At 72.2% G+C, this 16,797-nt stretch carries 18 protein-coding genes and 1 pseudogene; 13 read left to right on the forward strand and 6 right to left on the reverse strand.

Translation table 11 applies throughout. The features are described from left to right. Positions 1-121 precede the first annotated feature (121 nt). Positions 122-715: a histidine phosphatase family protein gene (locus ACWGJ5_RS17475; RefSeq protein ID WP_453310575.1), complete on the forward strand. Its 594-nt coding sequence runs from the start codon at positions 122-124 to the stop codon at positions 713-715. Here the strand turns inward: ACWGJ5_RS17475 and ACWGJ5_RS17480 are convergent. After that, complete coding sequence (locus tag ACWGJ5_RS17480; protein WP_453310576.1) at positions 697-1,149, reverse strand: DUF6314 family protein; 453 nt, start codon at positions 1,147-1,149, stop codon at positions 697-699. The two genes, ACWGJ5_RS17475 and ACWGJ5_RS17480, sit on opposite strands and share 19 nt — an antisense overlap. Positions 1,150-1,361: 212 nt before the next feature. Here ACWGJ5_RS17480 and ACWGJ5_RS17485 point away from each other — a divergent pair. Further along, positions 1,362-1,583, forward strand: a pseudogene (locus ACWGJ5_RS17485) (alpha-L-arabinofuranosidase C-terminal domain-containing protein); the annotation flags it as partial. Here the strand turns inward: ACWGJ5_RS17485 and ACWGJ5_RS17490 are convergent. From ACWGJ5_RS17490 to ACWGJ5_RS17500, 3 genes are read right to left on the reverse strand one after another with little or no spacing between them, the layout of a single operon-like run. Continuing rightward, the gene (locus tag ACWGJ5_RS17490) at positions 1,584-2,024 is read right to left on the reverse strand and encodes a carboxymuconolactone decarboxylase family protein (protein ID WP_453310577.1); all 441 of its coding nucleotides are present in this window, start codon (positions 2,022-2,024) and stop codon (positions 1,584-1,586) included. Continuing rightward, positions 2,021-2,446, reverse strand: coding sequence for a MerR family transcriptional regulator (locus ACWGJ5_RS17495; RefSeq protein ID WP_453310578.1), 426 nt, complete (start codon positions 2,444-2,446; stop codon positions 2,021-2,023). Before ACWGJ5_RS17495 ends, ACWGJ5_RS17490 begins: the two co-directional genes overlap by 4 nt. A gap of 51 nt (positions 2,447-2,497) precedes the next feature. After that, the gene (locus tag ACWGJ5_RS17500) at positions 2,498-3,730 is read right to left on the reverse strand and encodes a cysteine desulfurase (protein ID WP_453310579.1); all 1,233 of its coding nucleotides are present in this window, start codon (positions 3,728-3,730) and stop codon (positions 2,498-2,500) included. Between the two features lie 94 nt (positions 3,731-3,824). On the opposite strand from ACWGJ5_RS17500, the gene ACWGJ5_RS17505 reads away from it, so the two are divergent. The 11 genes from ACWGJ5_RS17505 (at position 3,825) to ACWGJ5_RS17555 (ending at position 14,862) form a co-directional block, all read left to right on the forward strand. Then, positions 3,825-4,436 (forward strand): ABATE domain-containing protein, encoded by a 612-nt coding sequence (locus ACWGJ5_RS17505; RefSeq protein ID WP_453310580.1) that lies wholly within the window; start codon positions 3,825-3,827, stop codon positions 4,434-4,436. A 190-nt stretch (positions 4,437-4,626) separates the two neighbouring features. Beyond that, positions 4,627-7,173: a YfhO family protein gene (locus ACWGJ5_RS17510; RefSeq protein WP_453310609.1), complete on the forward strand. Its 2,547-nt coding sequence runs from the start codon at positions 4,627-4,629 to the stop codon at positions 7,171-7,173. Between the two features lie 33 nt (positions 7,174-7,206). Next, positions 7,207-8,157: a glycosyltransferase family 2 protein gene (locus ACWGJ5_RS17515; RefSeq protein ID WP_453310581.1), complete on the forward strand. Its 951-nt coding sequence runs from the start codon at positions 7,207-7,209 to the stop codon at positions 8,155-8,157. Then, a complete protein-coding gene (locus ACWGJ5_RS17520; protein ID WP_453310582.1) occupies positions 8,154-8,525 on the forward strand; it encodes a GtrA family protein in 372 nt (123 codons plus the stop codon). Before ACWGJ5_RS17515 ends, ACWGJ5_RS17520 begins: the two co-directional genes overlap by 4 nt. 57 nt (positions 8,526-8,582) lie before the next feature. Beyond that, positions 8,583-9,611, forward strand: coding sequence for an N-acetyl-gamma-glutamyl-phosphate reductase (gene argC, locus ACWGJ5_RS17525; protein WP_453310583.1), 1,029 nt, complete (start codon positions 8,583-8,585; stop codon positions 9,609-9,611). Further along, positions 9,608-10,759, forward strand: a complete 1,152-nt coding sequence (argJ, locus tag ACWGJ5_RS17530; RefSeq protein ID WP_453310584.1) for a bifunctional glutamate N-acetyltransferase/amino-acid acetyltransferase ArgJ — start codon at positions 9,608-9,610, stop codon at positions 10,757-10,759. The genes argC and argJ overlap by 4 nt, the downstream gene beginning before the upstream one ends. Beyond that, the gene (gene argB / locus ACWGJ5_RS17535) at positions 10,756-11,658 is read left to right on the forward strand and encodes an acetylglutamate kinase (protein ID WP_453310585.1); all 903 of its coding nucleotides are present in this window, start codon (positions 10,756-10,758) and stop codon (positions 11,656-11,658) included. The genes argJ and argB overlap by 4 nt, the downstream gene beginning before the upstream one ends. Beyond that, entirely contained in the window at positions 11,655-12,860 is a 1,206-nt protein-coding gene (locus ACWGJ5_RS17540) for an acetylornithine transaminase (RefSeq protein WP_453310586.1), read from the forward strand. Before argB ends, ACWGJ5_RS17540 begins: the two co-directional genes overlap by 4 nt. A gap of 7 nt (positions 12,861-12,867) precedes the next feature. Further along, entirely contained in the window at positions 12,868-13,410 is a 543-nt protein-coding gene (locus tag ACWGJ5_RS17545; protein WP_228618766.1) for an arginine repressor, read from the forward strand. A 110-nt stretch (positions 13,411-13,520) separates the two neighbouring features. Continuing rightward, positions 13,521-14,108: an RNA polymerase sigma factor gene (locus ACWGJ5_RS17550; protein ID WP_453310587.1), complete on the forward strand. Its 588-nt coding sequence runs from the start codon at positions 13,521-13,523 to the stop codon at positions 14,106-14,108. Beyond that, on the forward strand, positions 14,098-14,862 hold the full coding sequence (locus tag ACWGJ5_RS17555) for a hypothetical protein (RefSeq protein ID WP_453310588.1): 765 nt from the start codon (positions 14,098-14,100) through the stop codon (positions 14,860-14,862). Before ACWGJ5_RS17550 ends, ACWGJ5_RS17555 begins: the two co-directional genes overlap by 11 nt. A 334-nt stretch (positions 14,863-15,196) precedes the next feature. Here the strand turns inward: ACWGJ5_RS17555 and ACWGJ5_RS17560 are convergent, their stop codons facing one another. Both ACWGJ5_RS17560 and ACWGJ5_RS17565 read right to left on the reverse strand, forming a co-directional pair. Next, on the reverse strand, positions 15,197-16,000 hold the full coding sequence (locus ACWGJ5_RS17560; protein ID WP_453310589.1) for an FAD:protein FMN transferase: 804 nt from the start codon (positions 15,998-16,000) through the stop codon (positions 15,197-15,199). Beyond that, a complete protein-coding gene (locus tag ACWGJ5_RS17565) occupies positions 15,993-16,790 on the reverse strand; it encodes an FMN-binding protein (RefSeq protein WP_453310590.1) in 798 nt (265 codons plus the stop codon). Before ACWGJ5_RS17565 ends, ACWGJ5_RS17560 begins: the two co-directional genes overlap by 8 nt. Positions 16,791-16,797: the final 7 nt, after the last annotated feature.

A 16,797-nucleotide genomic window follows, 5' to 3' on the forward strand; every position in this document is an offset into this window, starting at 1 on the left:
TGGATGGTCCACCGCTTCGCGCCGGGGTGAGCGGCCGCGTCCGAGTGACCGGCCGCACACCCGTCGTAACTCACAGCGGCCACCCCTTGACCTGCGCTCACTCGGGGCACACCATCACCGCATGCCACTGAGGGTGACGTTCGTCGCCGCCGCGCGCAGCGCCCCGCTGCTCGCGGAGCGCTTCGCGGACGACCGGCCGCTGGACCAGGCCGGCTGGGACGAGGTGCAGCGCGCCGCCGGGGACCTGCTGCCGCTGGCCGCCGCCGAGCTGCGGTACTGCTCGCCGACCCCGCGCAGCCGGGCCACCGGCGACGCCCTGGGATACGCCCCGCTGGTCCAGCTGGCGCTGCGGGACTGCGACATGGGCCGGTGGCGCGGGATGACCCTGGGCGAGGCGATGGCCCGTGAGCCGGAGGCGGTGGACGCCTGGCTCGCCGACCCGCGCGCCACCCCGCACGGCGGCGAGTCCCTGCTGGCCTTCATCTCCCGGGTCGGGGGCTGGCTGGACACCCGGCCGGCCGAGGACGGCGGCCGGATCGTGGCCGTCGCCGAGCCAGCCGTGATCCGCGCGGCCCTGGTCTACGCCCTGAAGGCGCCGCCCGCGACCTACTGGAACATCGACGTGCGCCCGCTGTCCACGTCCACCGTCACCGGCCGCGCGGGCCGCTGGAACCTCCGCCTCGACGCCGCCTCGGCTCAGCCCTCGCGCACGTAGTCCGTGGTCAGCACCAGGTCCTTCGCCGGTCCGCCGACCCGCCACACCGAGCGCCAGCGGTCGGCGTCCCGCACGGTGAACTCGCCACGGTAGAGGTCGGCCGCGCACGGATGCTCGGCGACGTACCGCCCCGAGCGCAGGTCCAGCGAGTGAAAGGGCCGCCCGTCCGCGAACCGCACGTCCGCCGTGCCCGGCGCGGGCCCCGGCAGAAACCGCAGCGTACGCGTGGCGGGCCGGGTCGCACCGTGCCACGTGAAGGCGCCGGACTCCTCGTGCAGCAGGCCCCCGGCCGTGAGCGCGGTGAAGTCGGTCACCCCTGAGAAGTGGCCCGCGTCTCCGTCTGCCAGGTCGTGCACGCTTCGTTCGACGCGCCAGCGGCCGGCGAGATGGGCCAGCACATCGGGGACCGGCCAGTACCGGGGCTGCGCATCCATGAGGCGAGCTTACGGCCGCCCGCGCCCGCCCCGTTGACGTGCTCACACCCCTCCTCTTACCGTTCGTTCGAAGTGCTGACTAATGTCAGATATTTCGAACAATCAGGCGCTGCGGAGTATCCATGTCACGCACCGCCTGCTGGAGACTCGGCCTGGGAGCGAGCGCCGTCCTGCTCGCCTCGGCCGCCCTGCCCGCCCCCGCCCACGCCGAGGACGTCCAGTCCTCGGCGGCGCGCACGGCCATCGACCTCGGCGGCGCGAAGGTCGCCTCCCGGGCGAAGGCGATCACGCTCGCCGCCGCTCCGGACGCGGTGAACAGCGAGACGTCCACGGCGGTCGCACCGCGGACGTCCACCGTCACCGCAGTCGCCGACAGGTTCAGCTACACGTTCCCGGCGAACTCCGTCACGTTCCTCCGTATCAGGCAGAGGTGATCAGGCAGACGTAGCCGGCTCCTCGTCCGCGGGCTGCTGTCCGAGCGGCAGCAGCCCGCGCTCGGCGAAGACCTTCTTCGCGGCCAAGGTGGCGTTGAGCGCCCTCGGTATGCCGCAGTAGACGGCGGAGTGCAACAGCGCCTCCGTGATCTGCTCCGGCGCCAGGCCCACGTTCAGCGCCGCGTTGACGTGCACGTCCAGCTCCAGTTCGCAGCCCCCCAGCGCGGCGAGCACCCCCAGGGTCACCAGCTGGCGGTCGCGCGGGGCGAGGCCGGGACGGTCGTACATCTCACCGAAGGCCCAGGCCACGATCTGGTGTCCCAGCTCGGGGTTCACGTCGGCGAGCGAGTCCACGACCCGCTGTCCGGCCTCGCCGTCGACCCTCTTCAGGACCTCGAGGCCGTGGGCGAAACGCTCGTCGCGGGTGGTGCTCTGAGTCATCTCGGTTCGTCCGTCCCCGGCTGCCGTGCGTCCAGCAGCCGTTCGTAGTGTGCGATCTTGTCGTCCAGCGCGGACGCGTTGCGCCGCAGCGCCCGGATCCGCTCGGCCAGTTCGGCGCGGTGCTCGCGGAGCATCGCCAGCCGGTCGGCGACCGTGACGTCCCCCTCCGAGCGCAGCCGCGCGTAGCGCTGCATGTCGCTGATCGGCATGCCGGTCGCGCGCAGCCGCAGCAGGAACTCCAGCCACAACAGGTCCGCCGTCCGGTAGCGGCGCTGGTTGCCGGTGGTCCGGCCCACCCGCTCGATCAGACCGGCCTTCTCGTAGTAGCGCAGGGTGTCCTGCGAGAGGCCCGTGCGCTCGGCGACCTGGGCGATGGTCAACGACGGTTCCCGGTCCTGCGGGAGGGGCTGTCCGCTGGTCATGACAAGCACGGTAGAACCTGGAGCGCGCTCCAGGTCAAGCCCGAACTGCGATCACCCCCCGAAGTACTTCTGAGCTGCGCGGACACCCTCCACCAGGGCGTCCACCTCGGCCGGCGTGTTGTAGACGTAGAAGCTCGCCCGGGTCGTCGCGGGGATGCCGTACCGCCGCACGATCGGCCGGGCGCAGTGGTGGCCGACGCGGACGGCCACGCCCCGCTCGTCCAGCACCTGGCCCACGTCGTGCGGGTGGATGCCGTCGACCGTGAAGGAGACCGCCGAGCCCCGGTCGGTGAGCTCGGCGGGGCCGACGATCCGGACGCCCGGCACCTCGGCGAGCAGGGCCAGCGCGCGGGCGGTGAGCGCCTCTTCGTGCGCCGCCACGTCCGCCATGCCGAGCCGCTCCAGGTACTCCACGGCCGCCGCGAGTCCCACCGCCTGCGAGGTCATCGGCACGCCCGCCTCGAAGCGCTGCGGCGGTGGCAGGAAGGTGGTGCGGTCCATCTCCACGATCTCGATCATCGATCCGCCGGTCAGGAACGGCGGCAGTCCGGCGAGCAGGTCCGCGCGGCCCCACAGCACGCCGACGCCGTTCGGTCCGAGCATCTTGTGCCCGGAGAAGGCCAGGAAGTCCGCGCCCAGTTCCGTCACGTCGACCGGGCGGTGCGGCACTGACTGGGCGCCGTCCACGACCACCAGGGTGCCGAACGCGTGTGCGCGGTCGGCGAGTTCGCGCACCGGGTTGAGCGTGCCGAGCACATTGGACTGGTGGCTGAGGGCGAGCACCTTGGTGCGCCCGTCCAGCAGCTCCCCGGCGCGGGAGAGGTCGAGCCGCCCGTCGTCGGTGAGCCCGAACCAGTCCAGACGGGCCCCGGTCCGCTCGGCGAGCTGCTGCCAGGGGACCAGGTTCGCGTGGTGCTCCATCTCCGTCACCACGATCCGGTCACCGGGGCCGACCCGGCCCGCGTTGCCCAGCGCGTAGGCGACCAGGTTGATGCCCTCGGTGGTGTTGCGCGTGAAGACCACCTCGTCGGCGGCGGCGCCGATGAACCGGGCGACCGTCGCCCGGGCCTGCTCGTACGCCTCCGTCGCCTCGCCCGCCAGCTGGTGCGCGCCCCGGTGCACGGCCGCGTTGCGGTTCAGGTAGAAGTCCCGCTCGGCGTCGAGGACCTGGAGGGGTTTCTGGGTGGTGGCGCCGGAGTCCAGGTAGACGAGCGGGGCGCCGCCGTCCAGGGTCCGCTCCAGGATCGGGAAGTCCTTGCGCAGCGTGTCCACGTCGAAGGCCACGGCGGCTCACCTCTCAGGATTCGTCTCACGGCTTTGGCGATGGTTCTCCGTGAGGCACGGTAAGTCTTCCTCACGGAGAACCGCAAGGATTACCATGAGAGTCGTGGATCACGAACCGCCCGTCTACCTGCACCGGCTGCCCGTCCCGGGCGAGGACCGGTACCTCTCGCTGGCGCTGGTCAACACGCGCTTCACCGTCAGCCACGGCCAGGTCGACCTGCTCGACGACACCGAGGCCGCGCACCTCTGGCTCGTCCGGCACGAACTGCTGCCCGACCGGGTGGCGATCAACGGCAGGCAGTCGGGCCGGCTGCGCACCCTGCGCGAGGCGCTGCGCGCCCTCTTCGAGGCCCGTGTCGCCGCGGCACACCCGCCCGCCGGCGCCCTCGACACCCTGAACACGGCACTCGCCGCCGCGCCCGCCACTCCCCGGCTCGCCTGGAGTGCCGACGGCCCCCGCCGCGCCGACCTCCCCGACACCGGAAACCCGGCCGCCGCCGCGCTCTCCCTGCTCGCCGAGGACGCGACCGACCTGCTCACCGGCGCCGATGCCGGCCAGCTCACCGAGTGCGCCGCCCAGGGCTGCGCCCGCTGGTTCCTGCGCTCCCACGGCGCCCGCCGCTGGTGCACCACCAAGTGCGGCAACCGGGTCCGGGCGGCCCGCGCCTACGCCGCCCGCAGGACCGGCCCATCCGGTTCACCTTAAAAACACCTGCCGGAAATCAGAGATTTTCCGGTCGGTCATCAAATTCATACGGCGTTTCCCGTATTCGGAGGACGGCGCGCCATTTTTCGGTGAGCGCACAACCAACCGGAAACACGGACCGTCTACGTCGGCGATAAGACGGGCACAGCTTTGTGGGGGAACGCCGGAATATGCAACAGGTGGGAAACCGATATCCCGGCCGAGGCGGGCCGCCGCCCTGCTCGCCGCGGCCGTCGCCGTCACGGCGTTCTGCGCAGGCGACCTCCTCGCCCGCAGCTACCCCTTCGGACCGCGCACCCGCAGCGTCAACGACCTCGGCAACCAGTACGTGCCCTTCCACGCCCACCTGTGGGACCTGCTGCACGGCCACGCCGACGGCGGCGTCCTCGTCAACTGGCAGTCCGGGTACGGCTCCAGCTTCCTGCCCGACCTGGGCACCTACCTCGGCAGCCCCTTCGCCCTGCTCGTCGCCGTCTTCCCACGGGACCGCATCGACCTCGCCGTCTACGTCGTCACGGTCCTTAAAATCGCCTCCGCCGCGGCCGCCATGGCCTGGCTGCTGCTCACTTTGCGCCCCGGGCGCTGGTGGGCCGCCGGACTGCTCGGCGCCTCCTACGCGCTGTGCGGCTGGACCGTGGCCGACGCCGACTACAACCCGATGTGGCTCGACGGGCTGATCGCCCTACCGCTGCTGTGCCTGGTCGGAGAATGGGCGCTCACGGGGCGCCGGCGCCTCCTCGGCGTCCTGGTCGTCGCCCTCGCCTGGACCGCCAACTTCTACACCGCCTACATGGCCACCCTCGGTGCCGCACTGGTCCTGCTGCTGCGCCTGCTGCTCGCCCGTCCCTCCCGCCGCCGGGCCCTCGCGACGGCAGGCCGCGCCGCCCTCGCCGTCACCCTCGGCGTGGGCCTCGCCGCCCCGCTCGTCACGGTGATCTACTTCGGCACCCGGCACGCCTACCCGGGCCGCGTACGGCAGTTCACGCCCGTCCCGGGCGAGGACCTGCTGGCCCGCCTGCTGCCCACGACGTACGGCTTCGGCTCCCCGGCCCTCTACGTCGGCATCACGGCCCTGCTGCTCGCCCTCGCCCTGCCCTTCCACCGCGCGGTGCCCGCCCCGGTCCGCGCGGGCTGGACGGCGCTGGTGCTCGCGGTCGCCCTGTCGCTGCAGTGGGCGCCCACCAGCCTGGCCTGGCACGCCTTCGCCACCCCGCAGGGCAGCTCCTACCGGCAGGCGTTCGTGCTGTGCGGACTGCTCGTCATCGCCGCCTGGCACGCCCTGTCGTACAGCCTCCCCGACCGGCGGGCGCTCGGCGCAGCGACCGCCCTGCTCGCCCTGATCACCGCCGTCGCGAGCCGCAGCACGCTGGTACGGCCGCACACCTGGCCGGTGCTGCTGCTCGCCGTCGCGGGCACCCTGACCGGGCTCGTCCTCCTCGGCCGTGCCGGGCCCCGCACGCGACTCGCCGGCCTGGCCGTCGTACTGCTCCTCGGTGCACAGGTCGGGGAGACCGCCGCCACCTCCGCCGTCGCCGCCAGGCTGCGCCTGAAACACCTGGACGACTACGCGCCCTGGGGCGAGCGGCAGCAGCGGCAGGCGGCGGCGATCGCCGAGGCCGGCGGCTGGCCCCGCTACCGCACCGACCCCGGCCGCGAACAGACCGTCGGCAACGACCCGTTGCTGGTCGGCGGCCAAGGAGCCCAGTACTACAGCAGTCTCACCCCGGACGTCCTCAGCCGCACCCTCACCGCCCTCGGCGGCGGCTGGACCTCACGCGGCCGCAGCGTGCAGAGCCTGGACAACGCCGTCACCGACGTCCTCTTCTCCGTCGGCGCCCGGCTGCACAACCCGCCGGACCCGCACCAGGGAGCGCTGCCCGAGGACTTTGGGGCGATCACCGTGACCCGGCGCGAGGTGCCGCCCCTGGTGACCGTGCGGGCCGCGCCCGGCGGCGCCCCCTTCGACCCGTCGCCGTACCACAACCAGGAACTGCTGCTGGGCAGCCGGGTCTACACCGTGCCCCGCGCCGCCGTACGGGACGACTTCGGGAAGCCGGTCAAGAGCCGTTACGTGGGCGCCGGAGACGCCATGACGGGGCCGGCGATCACCGCCCGCTGCCCGGCGGGAACCGAGGTGAACCTCTGGGCCCCGCACTTCTCCGGCACCGCACGGCTCACCGGCGCCGGCACCGGCGTGCTCTTCCGGTCCGCGTACGGCCGCAACCGTGCCGCCATGGAGCCGCTCGGCCGTGCCCCGGCCTCCGGGCGCGTGCGGATCGAGCTGACCCCGGACCGCCCCGGCAGTATCCCGCCCGGCGCTGTCGGCTGCCTGGACTCCGCACGACTGCACACCGCTGCCGCCCGGCTGAAGGCCACCGGCGCCACCCGGGTCACCGTCTCCGACGGCACCGTCCGGGCCCGGCTGCCCGCCGGCAGCAAGGGCATCGCGGTCGTCGCCGCACCCCGCATCGCCGGCTGGCGATGCGCCACCGGCGACGGCGCGGCCAGGCCCGCCGGCGACTACCACGGCCTGATAGCCGTCCCCCTCGACGGCCGATCGACCAGTCTGACCTGCACCTTCCACCCACCCGGCCTGCGGCTGGGCACGACCGTGGGACTCGTCTCGCTCGCGGCCCTCGTCCTGCTCGCCGCCCTGGGCCCTGTCGTCCGCCGCCGGCGCGCCCCCGTGCCGGCCATGACCACACCACCACGCGAGCGCGTGACCACCGCGCCCTGACCGCGCCCGACCCCGCCCCTGGGGGGAACCGCCATGCTGATATCGATCGTCGCGCCGTGCTACAACGAGGAAGACGTCCTCGAAGGCTTCCACGAGAAGATCCAGGGCGTCGCCGAGGAACTGCTGCCGCTCGGCCACGACATGGAGTTCGTGTACGTCGACGACGGCAGCCGCGACCGTACGCTCGCCGTCCTGAAACACCTCGCCGACCGTGACGCGCGGGTGCGCTATGTCTCCTTCAGCCGCAACTTCGGCAAGGAGGCCGCCCTGCTCGCAGGCCTGCGGCACGCCTCCGGCGACTCGGTGATCGTCATGGACGCCGACCTCCAGCACCCGCCGGAACTGATCGGGCGGATGGTCCAGCTGCGCGAGGAGGGCCACGACCAGGTCATCGCCCGGCGCAGCCGCACCGGCGACCGTCTCGCCCGGACCCTCACCGCGCGCCTGTACTACCGGTTCGTCAACCGCCTGGTCGACGTCGAACTCGTGGACGGCGTCGGCGACTTCCGTCTGCTGTCGCGCCGCGTGGTGGACGCCGTGCTGGCCCTCACCGAGTACAACCGTTTCTCCAAGGGCCTGTTCGCCTGGGTGGGTTTCCCGAGCACCACCTTCGAGTACGAGAACGCCGCGCGCGAGGCCGGCAACAGCTCATGGAACCTGCGCGGGCTGCTCAACTACGGCATCGACGGGCTGCTGTCCTTCAACAACCGCCCGCTGCGCGCCGCCCTCTGGCTCGGCATGGGACTGCTGTTCTGCGCGGGCCTGTACACGGCCTGGATCGTGGGCGCGGCGCTGATCCACGGGGTCCAGACGCCCGGCTATGTGACCATCATCACCGCCGTGACGGCCCTTGCGGGCGTGCAGATGGTCATGCTGGGAGTGATCGGGGAGTACACCGGCCGCATCTACTACGAGGTGAAGGGTCGCCCGCACTTCCTGGTGAAGGCGACCAACGTCGAACGGACGAAAGACCTCATTCCTTGAAGCGACAGATCCTCACCTTTGCCGCCGTCGGTGTGATCAACACCGCCGTTTATTACTGTCTCTACCTGTTGTTCCTCATATGGCTGCCCTTTCTGGCCGCGCATGTTCTGGCCTTCGCCCTCAGCATGGTCGGCTCCTTTTTCCTGAACGCGCGCTTCACCTACCGGACCCGGCCCACCTGGCGTAAATTCCTGCTGTTCCCGCTGACCAATGTCACGAACTTCCTGATCACGACGGCCGGTGTCTACGTGATCGTCGACGTCCTGCACGCCGGCAGCCGTTTCGCCCCGCTGCTCGCCTCGGCGACGGCGATCCCGGTCACGTTCGTGGTGTCCCGCTGGGTGATGCTCCCCAGGTCCCTCGCATAGTCCATTGCATAAAACTGCAGCGCTACGTATAGTCATGCCATCACGAGGAGGATGGACATGGCGGTACGTGCGGCGGTGGCCGGAGCGAGCGGATACGCGGGCGGCGAGGTCCTGCGCCTGCTCCTCGCGCACCCCGAGGTCGAGATCGGTGCCCTGACCGGGAACTCCAACGCCGGCCAGCGGCTCGGCGCGCTGCAGCCGCATCTGCTGCCCCTGGCCGACCGCGTGCTGACGGAGACCACGGCCGAGGCGCTCGCCGGGCACGATGTCGTCTTCCTCGCGCTGCCGCACGGGCAGTCCGCCGCCGTCGCCGAGCAGCTCGGCCCGGACGTCCTCGTGGTCGACATGGGCGCCGACTTCCGGCTGAAGGACCCGGCCGACTGGGAGACGTACTACGGCTCCGCGCACGCCGGCACCTGGCCCTACGGCCTCCCCGAACTTCCGGGCGCCCGCGCCGCGCTGGAGGGGTCCAAGCGCATCGCGGTGCCCGGTTGCTACCCCACCGCCGTCACCCTCGCCCTGTTCCCGGCCCACGCCGCCGGGATCGCCGAGCCGGAGGCGGTGATCGTCGCCGCGTCCGGCACCTCCGGCGCCGGCAAGGCACCCAAGCCGCATCTGCTCGGCAGCGAGGTCATGGGCTCCATGTCGCCGTACGGCGTCGGCGGCGGCCACCGGCACACCCCCGAGATGATCCAGAACCTCAGCGGGGTCGCCGGGGAGTCCGTGAAGGTCTCCTTCACACCGACGCTCGCGCCGATGCCGCGCGGGATCCTCGCCACGTGCAGCGCGTCCGCCCGCGAGGGCGTCACCGCCGAGTCGGTGCGGGCCGCCTACGAGAAGGCGTACGCCGACGAGCCCTTCGTCCATCTGCTCCCCGAGGGCCAGTGGCCCGCGACGGCGTCCGTCTACGGTTCCAACGCCGTTCAGGTGCAGGTCGCGTACGACGAGTCCGTGAACCGCATCATCGCGATCAGCGCCATCGACAACCTGACCAAGGGCACCGCCGGCGGTGCCGTCCAGAGCATGAACATCGCCCTGGGTCTTCCCGAGACCACCGGGCTTTCCACGATCGGAGTCGCACCGTGAGTGTCACGGCAGCCAAGGGATTCACGGCGGCGGGCATCGCCGCCGGGATCAAGGAGAACGGCAACCCCGACCTGGCCCTCGTGGTCAACAACGGGCCGCGCCGTGCCGCCGCGGGCGTCTTCACCTCCAACCGCGTGAAGGCCGCGCCGGTGCTGTGGTCCGAGCAGGTCCTCAAGAGCGGCCAGGTCTCCGCCGTCGTCCTCAACTCGGGCGGCGCCAACGCCTGCACCGGCCCCAAGGGCTTCCAGGACACCCACGCCACCGCCGAGAAGGTGGCCGAGGTGCTCGGCCGGGGCGCCATCGAGGTGGCCGTCTGCTCCACCGGGCTCATCGGCGTGCTGCTGCCCATGGACAAGCTGCTCCCCGGCGTCGAGACGGCCGCCGCCCAGCTGTCCGAGCACGGCGGCGAGAAGGCCGCCATCGCCATCAAGACCACCGACACCGTCCACAAGACCTCCGTCGTGACGAAGGACGGCTGGACCGTCGGCGGCATGGCCAAGGGCGCGGGCATGCTCGCCCCCGGCCTCGCCACCATGCTGGTCGTCCTCACCACGGACGCGGAGCTGGACGACGACGCACTGGACCAGGCCCTGAGGGCGGCCACGAAGGTCACCTTCGACCGCGTCGACTCCGACGGCTGCATGTCCACCAACGACACCGTGCTGCTGCTCGCCTCCGGCGCCTCCGGCGTCACCCCGGAGTACGCCGAGTTCGCCGACGCCGTACGGCAGGTGTGCGACGACCTCGGGCAGCAGCTGATCCGGGACGCCGAGGGCGCCAGCAAGGACATCAAGGTCGAGGTGATCAACGCGGCGAGCGAGGAGGACGCCGTCGAGGTGGGCCGCTCCATCGCCCGCAACAACCTCCTCAAGTGCGCGGTCCACGGCGAGGACCCCAACTGGGGCCGGGTGCTCTCCGCGATCGGCACCACGAAGGCCGCCTTCGAGCCGGACCGGCTGGGCGTCGCCATCAACGGCGTGTGGGTGTGCAAGAACGGCGGCGTCGGCGAGGACCGCGAGAAGGTCGACATGCGCTACCGCGAGGTGCACATCGTTGCCGACCTGGCCGCCGGCACCGAGACCGCGACGATCTGGACCAACGACCTGACCGCCGACTACGTCCACGAGAACAGCGCCTACTCGTCATGAGCACCACGCGTAAACACACCGCACTGCCCAAGGCCCAGATCCTCATCGAGGCGCTGCCCTGGCTGGTCAAGCACAACGGCAAGACCGTCGTCATCAAGTTCGGCGGTAACGCCATGATCGACGAGGAGCTGAAGGCCGCCTTCGCGCAGGACGTCGTGTTCCTGCACCACGCCGGCCTCAAGCCGGTCGTCGTGCACGGCGGCGGCCCGCAGATCAGCGCCGCCCTCGACAGGCACGGCATCGTCAGCGAGTTCAAGGCGGGCCTGCGCGTCACCACCGAGGACGCCATGGACGTCGTACGGATGGTGCTGGCGGGGCAGGTGCAGCGGGAGCTGGTCGGTCTGCTCAACCAGCACGGGCCGCTCGCCGTCGGTCTGACCGGCGAGGACGCGCACACCATCACCGCCACCAGGCACCAGCCCGAGATCGACGGCGAGCTGGTCGACATCGGGCGGGTCGGCGAGATCACCGCGATCGACACGGGCGCGATCGAGGCCCTGCTCGCCGACGGCCGTATCCCGGTCGTCTCCTCCATCGCCCGCAGTCAGGACGACGGACATGTCTACAACGTCAATGCTGATACGGCGGCTGCGGCACTCGCTGCGGCACTGGGCGCCGAAACCCTCATGGTCCTCACCGACGTCGAGGGCCTCTACGAGGACTGGCCGAACTCCGACGAGGTGATCAGCCGTCTCAGCGCTTCCCAACTGGAGAAGCTGCTCCCGGAGTTGAGCTCCGGCATGGTGCCGAAGATGGAGGGCTGTCTGTACGCCGTGCGCAACGGGGTGCACACCGCCCGCGTCATCGACGGCCGGGTCCAGCACTCGATCCTGCTGGAGATCTTCACCGACGAAGGCATCGGCACCATGGTCGTGCCGGACGAACAGGGGGAGCCGTGAGCAACCAGGAGCTGACCGCGCGGTGGCAGGGCGCGCTCATGAACAACTACGGCACCCCCCGCCTGCCGCTGGTGCGCGGCGAGGGCACCAGGCTGTGGGACGCCGACGGCAGGCAGTACCTCGACTTCGTCGGCGGGATCGCGGTCAACGCGCTCGGCCACGCGCACCCGGCCGTCGTCGGGGCCGTGAGCCGGCAGATCGCCTCCCTCGGCCACGTCTCCAACCTCTTCATCGCCGAGCCGTCCGTCACCCTCGCCGAACGGCTGCTCCAGCTCTTCGGCCGGGAGGGCCGTGTCTTCTTCTGCAACTCCGGTGCCGAGGCCAACGAGGCCGCCTTCAAGATCGGCCGGCTCACCGGGCGCACCCACATGGTCGCCACCACCGGGGGCTTCCACGGCCGGACGATGGGCGCCCTCGCGCTCACCGGCCAGCCCGCCAAGCAGGACCCCTTCCTGCCGCTGCCCGGCGAGGTCACCCACGTGCCCTACGGCGACGCCCAGGCGCTCGCCGCCGCGGTCACGGAGGAGACGGCGCTCGTCATCATCGAGCCGATCCAGGGCGAGAACGGTGTGATCGTGCCCCCGGCCGGCTATCTGAAGGCCGCCCGCGCGATCACCGCCGCCACCGGCGCCCTGCTGGTGCTGGACGAGGTGCAGACCGGCGTCGGCCGCACCGGGACCTGGTTCGAGTACCAGGCCCACGAGGGCGTCCTGCCCGATGTCGTCACCCTCGCCAAGCAGCTCGGCGGCGGACTGCCGCTCGGCGCCACCGTGGCCTTCGGCCGGGCCGCCGAACTGCTCGGGCCCGGCCAGCACGGTACGACCTTCGGCGGCAACCCGGTCGCCTGCGCCGCCGGACTCGCCGTGCTCGACACCATCGCGAACGACGGGCTGCTGGACAACGTCAAGCGGCAGGGCGAGAGGCTGCGGGAAAGAATCGAGGGCCTGGGCCACCCGCTGATCGATTACGTGCGGGGCGCCGGCCTGCTCCTGGGTATCGTGCTCACCGGGCCGCACGCGCCACAGGTGCAGCAGGCGGCCCAGGAGGCCGGGTTCCTGGTGAACGCGCCCGCCGCCGACGTCGTACGGCTCATGCCGCCGCTGAACCTGTCCGACGACGAGGCAGGTGCCTTCCTCGAGGCGCTGCCCGGCATCCTCGACGCAGCGAACCCAGTGAATGGGGACGGACGATCCGGAGAATAGGACGACGATGAGCCAGGCGCAGGACCACGAGCAGGCGGGGGCCGGACCGGCCGTGCCGCAGACCCGTACCGCGCGGCACCGCCGGATCGTGGACATCCTCAACCGGCAGCCGGTGCGGTCGCAGAGCCAGCTGGCGAAGCTGCTGGCCGACGACGGGCTGAGCGTCACCCAGGCGACGCTCTCCCGGGACCTCGACGAGCTGAACGCGGTGAAGATCCGCAACACCGACGGCGAGCTGATCTACGCGGTGCCGAGCGAGGGGGGGTTCCGCACCCCCCGTGCCCCCTTGGGGGAGTCGGCCAAGGAGGAGCGCATGCGGCGGCTCTCCCAGGAGCTGCTGATCTCCGCGGAGGCCTCCGCCAACCTGGTCGTCCTGCGCACCCCGCCGGGGGCCGCCCAGTTCCTCGCCTCGGCCATCGATCAGGCGGAGCTGCACGACATCCTGGGCACGATCGCCGGTGACGACACGCTGCTCCTGATCAGCCGGGACCCGAGCGGCGGGCAGGCCCTGGCGGATCACCTGCTGCGGCTGGCGCAGAACGGCCACTGAGCCCGCATGCGACGCCCGGCCCGGCGGCGGAGAATGGCAGTGTGATCTTCCGCGGCGGGCGGGCAGGTGGGCGGGCAATCCCCTGGCGGCCGTCGGCCGTATACAGGGGTGTGTCGGGTTTCCGGTTCCCCGTGGACCGCCTCCCGGACGAAGCCCTGCTGTCGGGGCTGGCCACCGGTGATCCGGAACTCGCGGTGATCTTCGTACGGAGGTTCCAGCACCGGGTCTTCGGGGTCGCCAGGGCCGTCACCGGGGATGCACAACTCGCCGAGGACGTCGCTCAGCTGACGTTCGAGCGCGCGTGGCGGCACGCCCAGATCTACGACTCTCGCCGCGGCTCGGTCGCCACCTGGCTGACGACCATCGCGCACAACCTCGCCGTCGACGCCGTCCGGTCCCGGCGTACCGAGCCGATGGCACCCGAGGACCTCGACTCCGTCATCGGCGCCGTCACCGAGACCCCCGAGCAGTGGGCGCTGGCCGACGAGGCCTCCTCCCAGCTGCGGGCCGCCGTGGCACGGCTGCCCCGGGAACAGGCCAGGGCCTTGGTGATGGCCGGCATCTACGGGATGACGGCCCAGCAGATCGCCGAAGCCGAACGCATCCCGCTGGGCACCGCCAAGACACGCATCAGGGCCGCCATGGGGAAACTGCGCACCACACTCGCGCCTTTGAAGCGAGGCGACCATGTCCAGTGACGTGAACTGCGACAAGCTTCGGGAGATCGGCGCCGAGCTGGCGCTGGGCGTGCTGCCCGGCCGGGAGCGCGCCGAGGCGGTCGCCCATCTGGACCGGTGCGCGGACTGCCGGGAGTACGTCCGCCGGCTCACCCTGGTCGGCGACCGGCTGATCGGCCTGCTGCCGGACACGGAGCCCCCGGCCGGGTTCGAGGCGCGGGTGGCGCGCCGGCTGGCCGAGCAGGCTGCGGCGGCCGAGGCTCGTGGGGGCGCCGCCGGCCGTGTGTCACGGGACCTGCGCGGGCGTGTCCGGCGGGGCCGGCTGCGGCTCGCGGCCGTCGCCACCGCGCTCACCGTCGCCGTCGGATTCGCCGGCTGGGGGATCGGCACCGCCGTCGAGGAGGTCGTCGCCTCGACCGCGCCCGCCGCCGAGTCCGAGCCCATGCTGGTCGGGGACATGATCTCGGCCATGAGCGGCGGAGGCAAGGTCGGCGAGGTCTACGCCCACCCCGGGACCCCCGGCTGGATCTTCGTGTCCGTCGATTCCGCCGGTCCCAGCGGCTCGTACACCGGCAAGGTCACCTGTCTCCTGGAGCACTCCGACGGCACGACCGTCCGGGTCGGCGACTTCCCCCTGACCGCCGGACGCGGCGAGTGGGGTGTGGCCGCGCCCGGTGACCTCTCGACCCTCTCCGGCGCCCGGCTGACGACACCCGGCGGCACGGTCCTCGCCACGGCGCACCTGGGGATGGGGCACGTCGTGGAGCCGTCGTAGGCAACGGGCCGGCCTGCGTCAGGGACGCCGCGGCAAGATCCCCTCCAGGGCCGAGGCCGGTTCGGCGACCGTCGGCCGCGCGGCCGGGTCGGCTCGCAGGCAGGCGCCGATCGCGCCGGCGAGCGGGGGCGGCAGCCGTCGCCGGGACACGATCGGCGGGGCCGCCTCCTCGGCTGCGGATACCAGTCGTCCGCGCCGTCGCCGCCGCTGCCGGGCTTGGCGGTCCTGTCTGCGGGATCCCCGCAGACGAAGGGGACGCCACCGCAGGCGGCCTCGTACAGCGTGCATCCGAGAGGGTGCGGGGACGGTGCGGCGAACGGGCCTTCCCCCGTGGTCAGCCGAGCCGCGCCGCCAGCCCCCCGGTGCACCGCACCTCGTCGCCGGCGGTGATCAGCAGCCCCTCCACGTCCGGCAGCGACTCCAGCCATGCCAGGCCCGCCCGGGAGCCCATCGCGAAGGCCGCCGTGGCCCAGCAGTCGACCCAGGTCAGACGGGGACCGACCACCGTCACGGCCACCAGGTCCGACACCGCGGACTTCCCGGTGCGCGGATCCACGATGTGCGCGCCCCGCTCCGCCGTACCCGAGGTCGCCACCGACAGTTCGGCCACGCCGGCCGTCGAGATCACCGCCGCCAGACCGCCGGGCCGAAGAGGATCGGCCACCCCCACCCGCCACGGACGCTGCGGCTCCGGCGCACCGAGGAGCTGGACGTCCCCGCCGCCGTTGACGCTCACCCCGCGCACCCCGGCCACCTCCGCCAGCTGCCGCGCGGCCCGCTCGGCGGCCCATCCCTTGACGATGCCGGTGGGATCCAGCGAGCCCCGGTAGCGCGTACTGAACCAGCCCTCGCTCACCCGTTCCGCCTCGGCCGCGAGGTCCAGCACCTCGGCCACCTCCGGCGCGCACTCCGGCACGGTCAGCTCACCCCGGGCAAGCCGTGAGACGTCGCTGTCCCCGCGGTAGGTGCTGAACACCGCGTCCGCCCGGTGCAGACCGGCGACGGCTTCGGCCAGCGCCTCGCGCACCACATCGGGTTCCCCGCCGCGGACGTCGAAGGAGAAGACGGTCCCCATGACCTCCTCCGCATGACGCACCGCGGCGGGAGCCTCGGCCGACTCGGCCACCGTGTCAGCCACCGGCCTGGTCCAGCGCCGACTGCAGCGACTGCTTGTAGCCGGTGCTGGTGTAGGTGGCGCCGGAGACGGCGTCGATGTTGGCGTTGCCGGCCGTGACGGCCTCCTGGTTGAGCCTGGGGACCGCCAACGCGGTCTTCTGGTCGCTGAGCCCGCCCTTGGGTGCCTGGACGGCCTCCGCCTTGGCGATCTTGCCACCGCTGACCGCGATCCGCACCTGGACCGGGCCGTACTGCGTCTGCGCGACCTTCCCGGTGACCGTACGGGCCTGCGCCGCACCGGAGGAGCCCGAGGTCCCGGAACCGGAGGAGCCCGAGGAGCCGGCCGACTTCATCCTGTCCAGCGCCGACTGCAGCGACTTCTTGTAGCCGTTGCTCGTGTACGTCGCCCCGGACACCGCGTCGATCTGCGCGCTCTGCGCCGCGACGGTCTCCTGGTTGAGCTTGGGCACCGCCAACGCGGTCTTCTGGTCGCTGAGCCCGCCCTTGGGCGCCTGGACGGCCTCCGCCTTGGCGATCTTGCCGTTGCTGACGGTCAGCCGTACCTGCACCGTGCCGTACTGGGTCTGCGTGGCGTCGCCGGTCACCGTGCCGGCGCCGGAGGACGCCTGGGCACCGCCCTGCTGACCGCCCTGCGGGGTCTTCTGCCCCGCCGCCGTCTGCTGCGGGGCGGCGCCGGCCGCCGACGCCGCGGCCGGATCGGACGCCGGCTTCAGCGACAGCAGCAGTACGACACCGGACACGGTCGCGGCGGTGGCCAGCACGACCCGCCGAATGGGGTGGCTCTTCCTCATCGCTTTC

Source organism: Streptomyces sp. NPDC054783 (assembly GCF_053611725.1).

Coding starts and splice junctions, on each gene's coding strand:
- ACWGJ5_RS17475 (WP_453310575.1), top strand. CDS start 122: ATGCCACTGAGGGTGACGTTCGTCGCCGCCGCGCGCAGCGCCCCGCTG.
- ACWGJ5_RS17480 (WP_453310576.1), bottom strand. CDS start 1,149: ATGGATGCGCAGCCCCGGTACTGGCCGGTCCCCGATGTGCTGGCCCAT.
- ACWGJ5_RS17490 (WP_453310577.1), bottom strand. CDS start 2,024: ATGACTCAGAGCACCACCCGCGACGAGCGTTTCGCCCACGGCCTCGAG.
- ACWGJ5_RS17495 (WP_453310578.1), bottom strand. CDS start 2,446: ATGACCAGCGGACAGCCCCTCCCGCAGGACCGGGAACCGTCGTTGACC.
- ACWGJ5_RS17505 (WP_453310580.1), top strand. CDS start 3,825: ATGAGAGTCGTGGATCACGAACCGCCCGTCTACCTGCACCGGCTGCCC.
- ACWGJ5_RS17515 (WP_453310581.1), top strand. CDS start 7,207: ATGCTGATATCGATCGTCGCGCCGTGCTACAACGAGGAAGACGTCCTC.
- argC (WP_453310583.1), top strand. CDS start 8,583: ATGGCGGTACGTGCGGCGGTGGCCGGAGCGAGCGGATACGCGGGCGGC.
- argB (WP_453310585.1), top strand. CDS start 10,756: ATGAGCACCACGCGTAAACACACCGCACTGCCCAAGGCCCAGATCCTC.
- ACWGJ5_RS17545 (WP_228618766.1), top strand. CDS start 12,868: ATGAGCCAGGCGCAGGACCACGAGCAGGCGGGGGCCGGACCGGCCGTG.
- ACWGJ5_RS17555 (WP_453310588.1), top strand. CDS start 14,098: ATGTCCAGTGACGTGAACTGCGACAAGCTTCGGGAGATCGGCGCCGAG.
- ACWGJ5_RS17565 (WP_453310590.1), bottom strand. CDS start 16,790: ATGAGGAAGAGCCACCCCATTCGGCGGGTCGTGCTGGCCACCGCCGCG.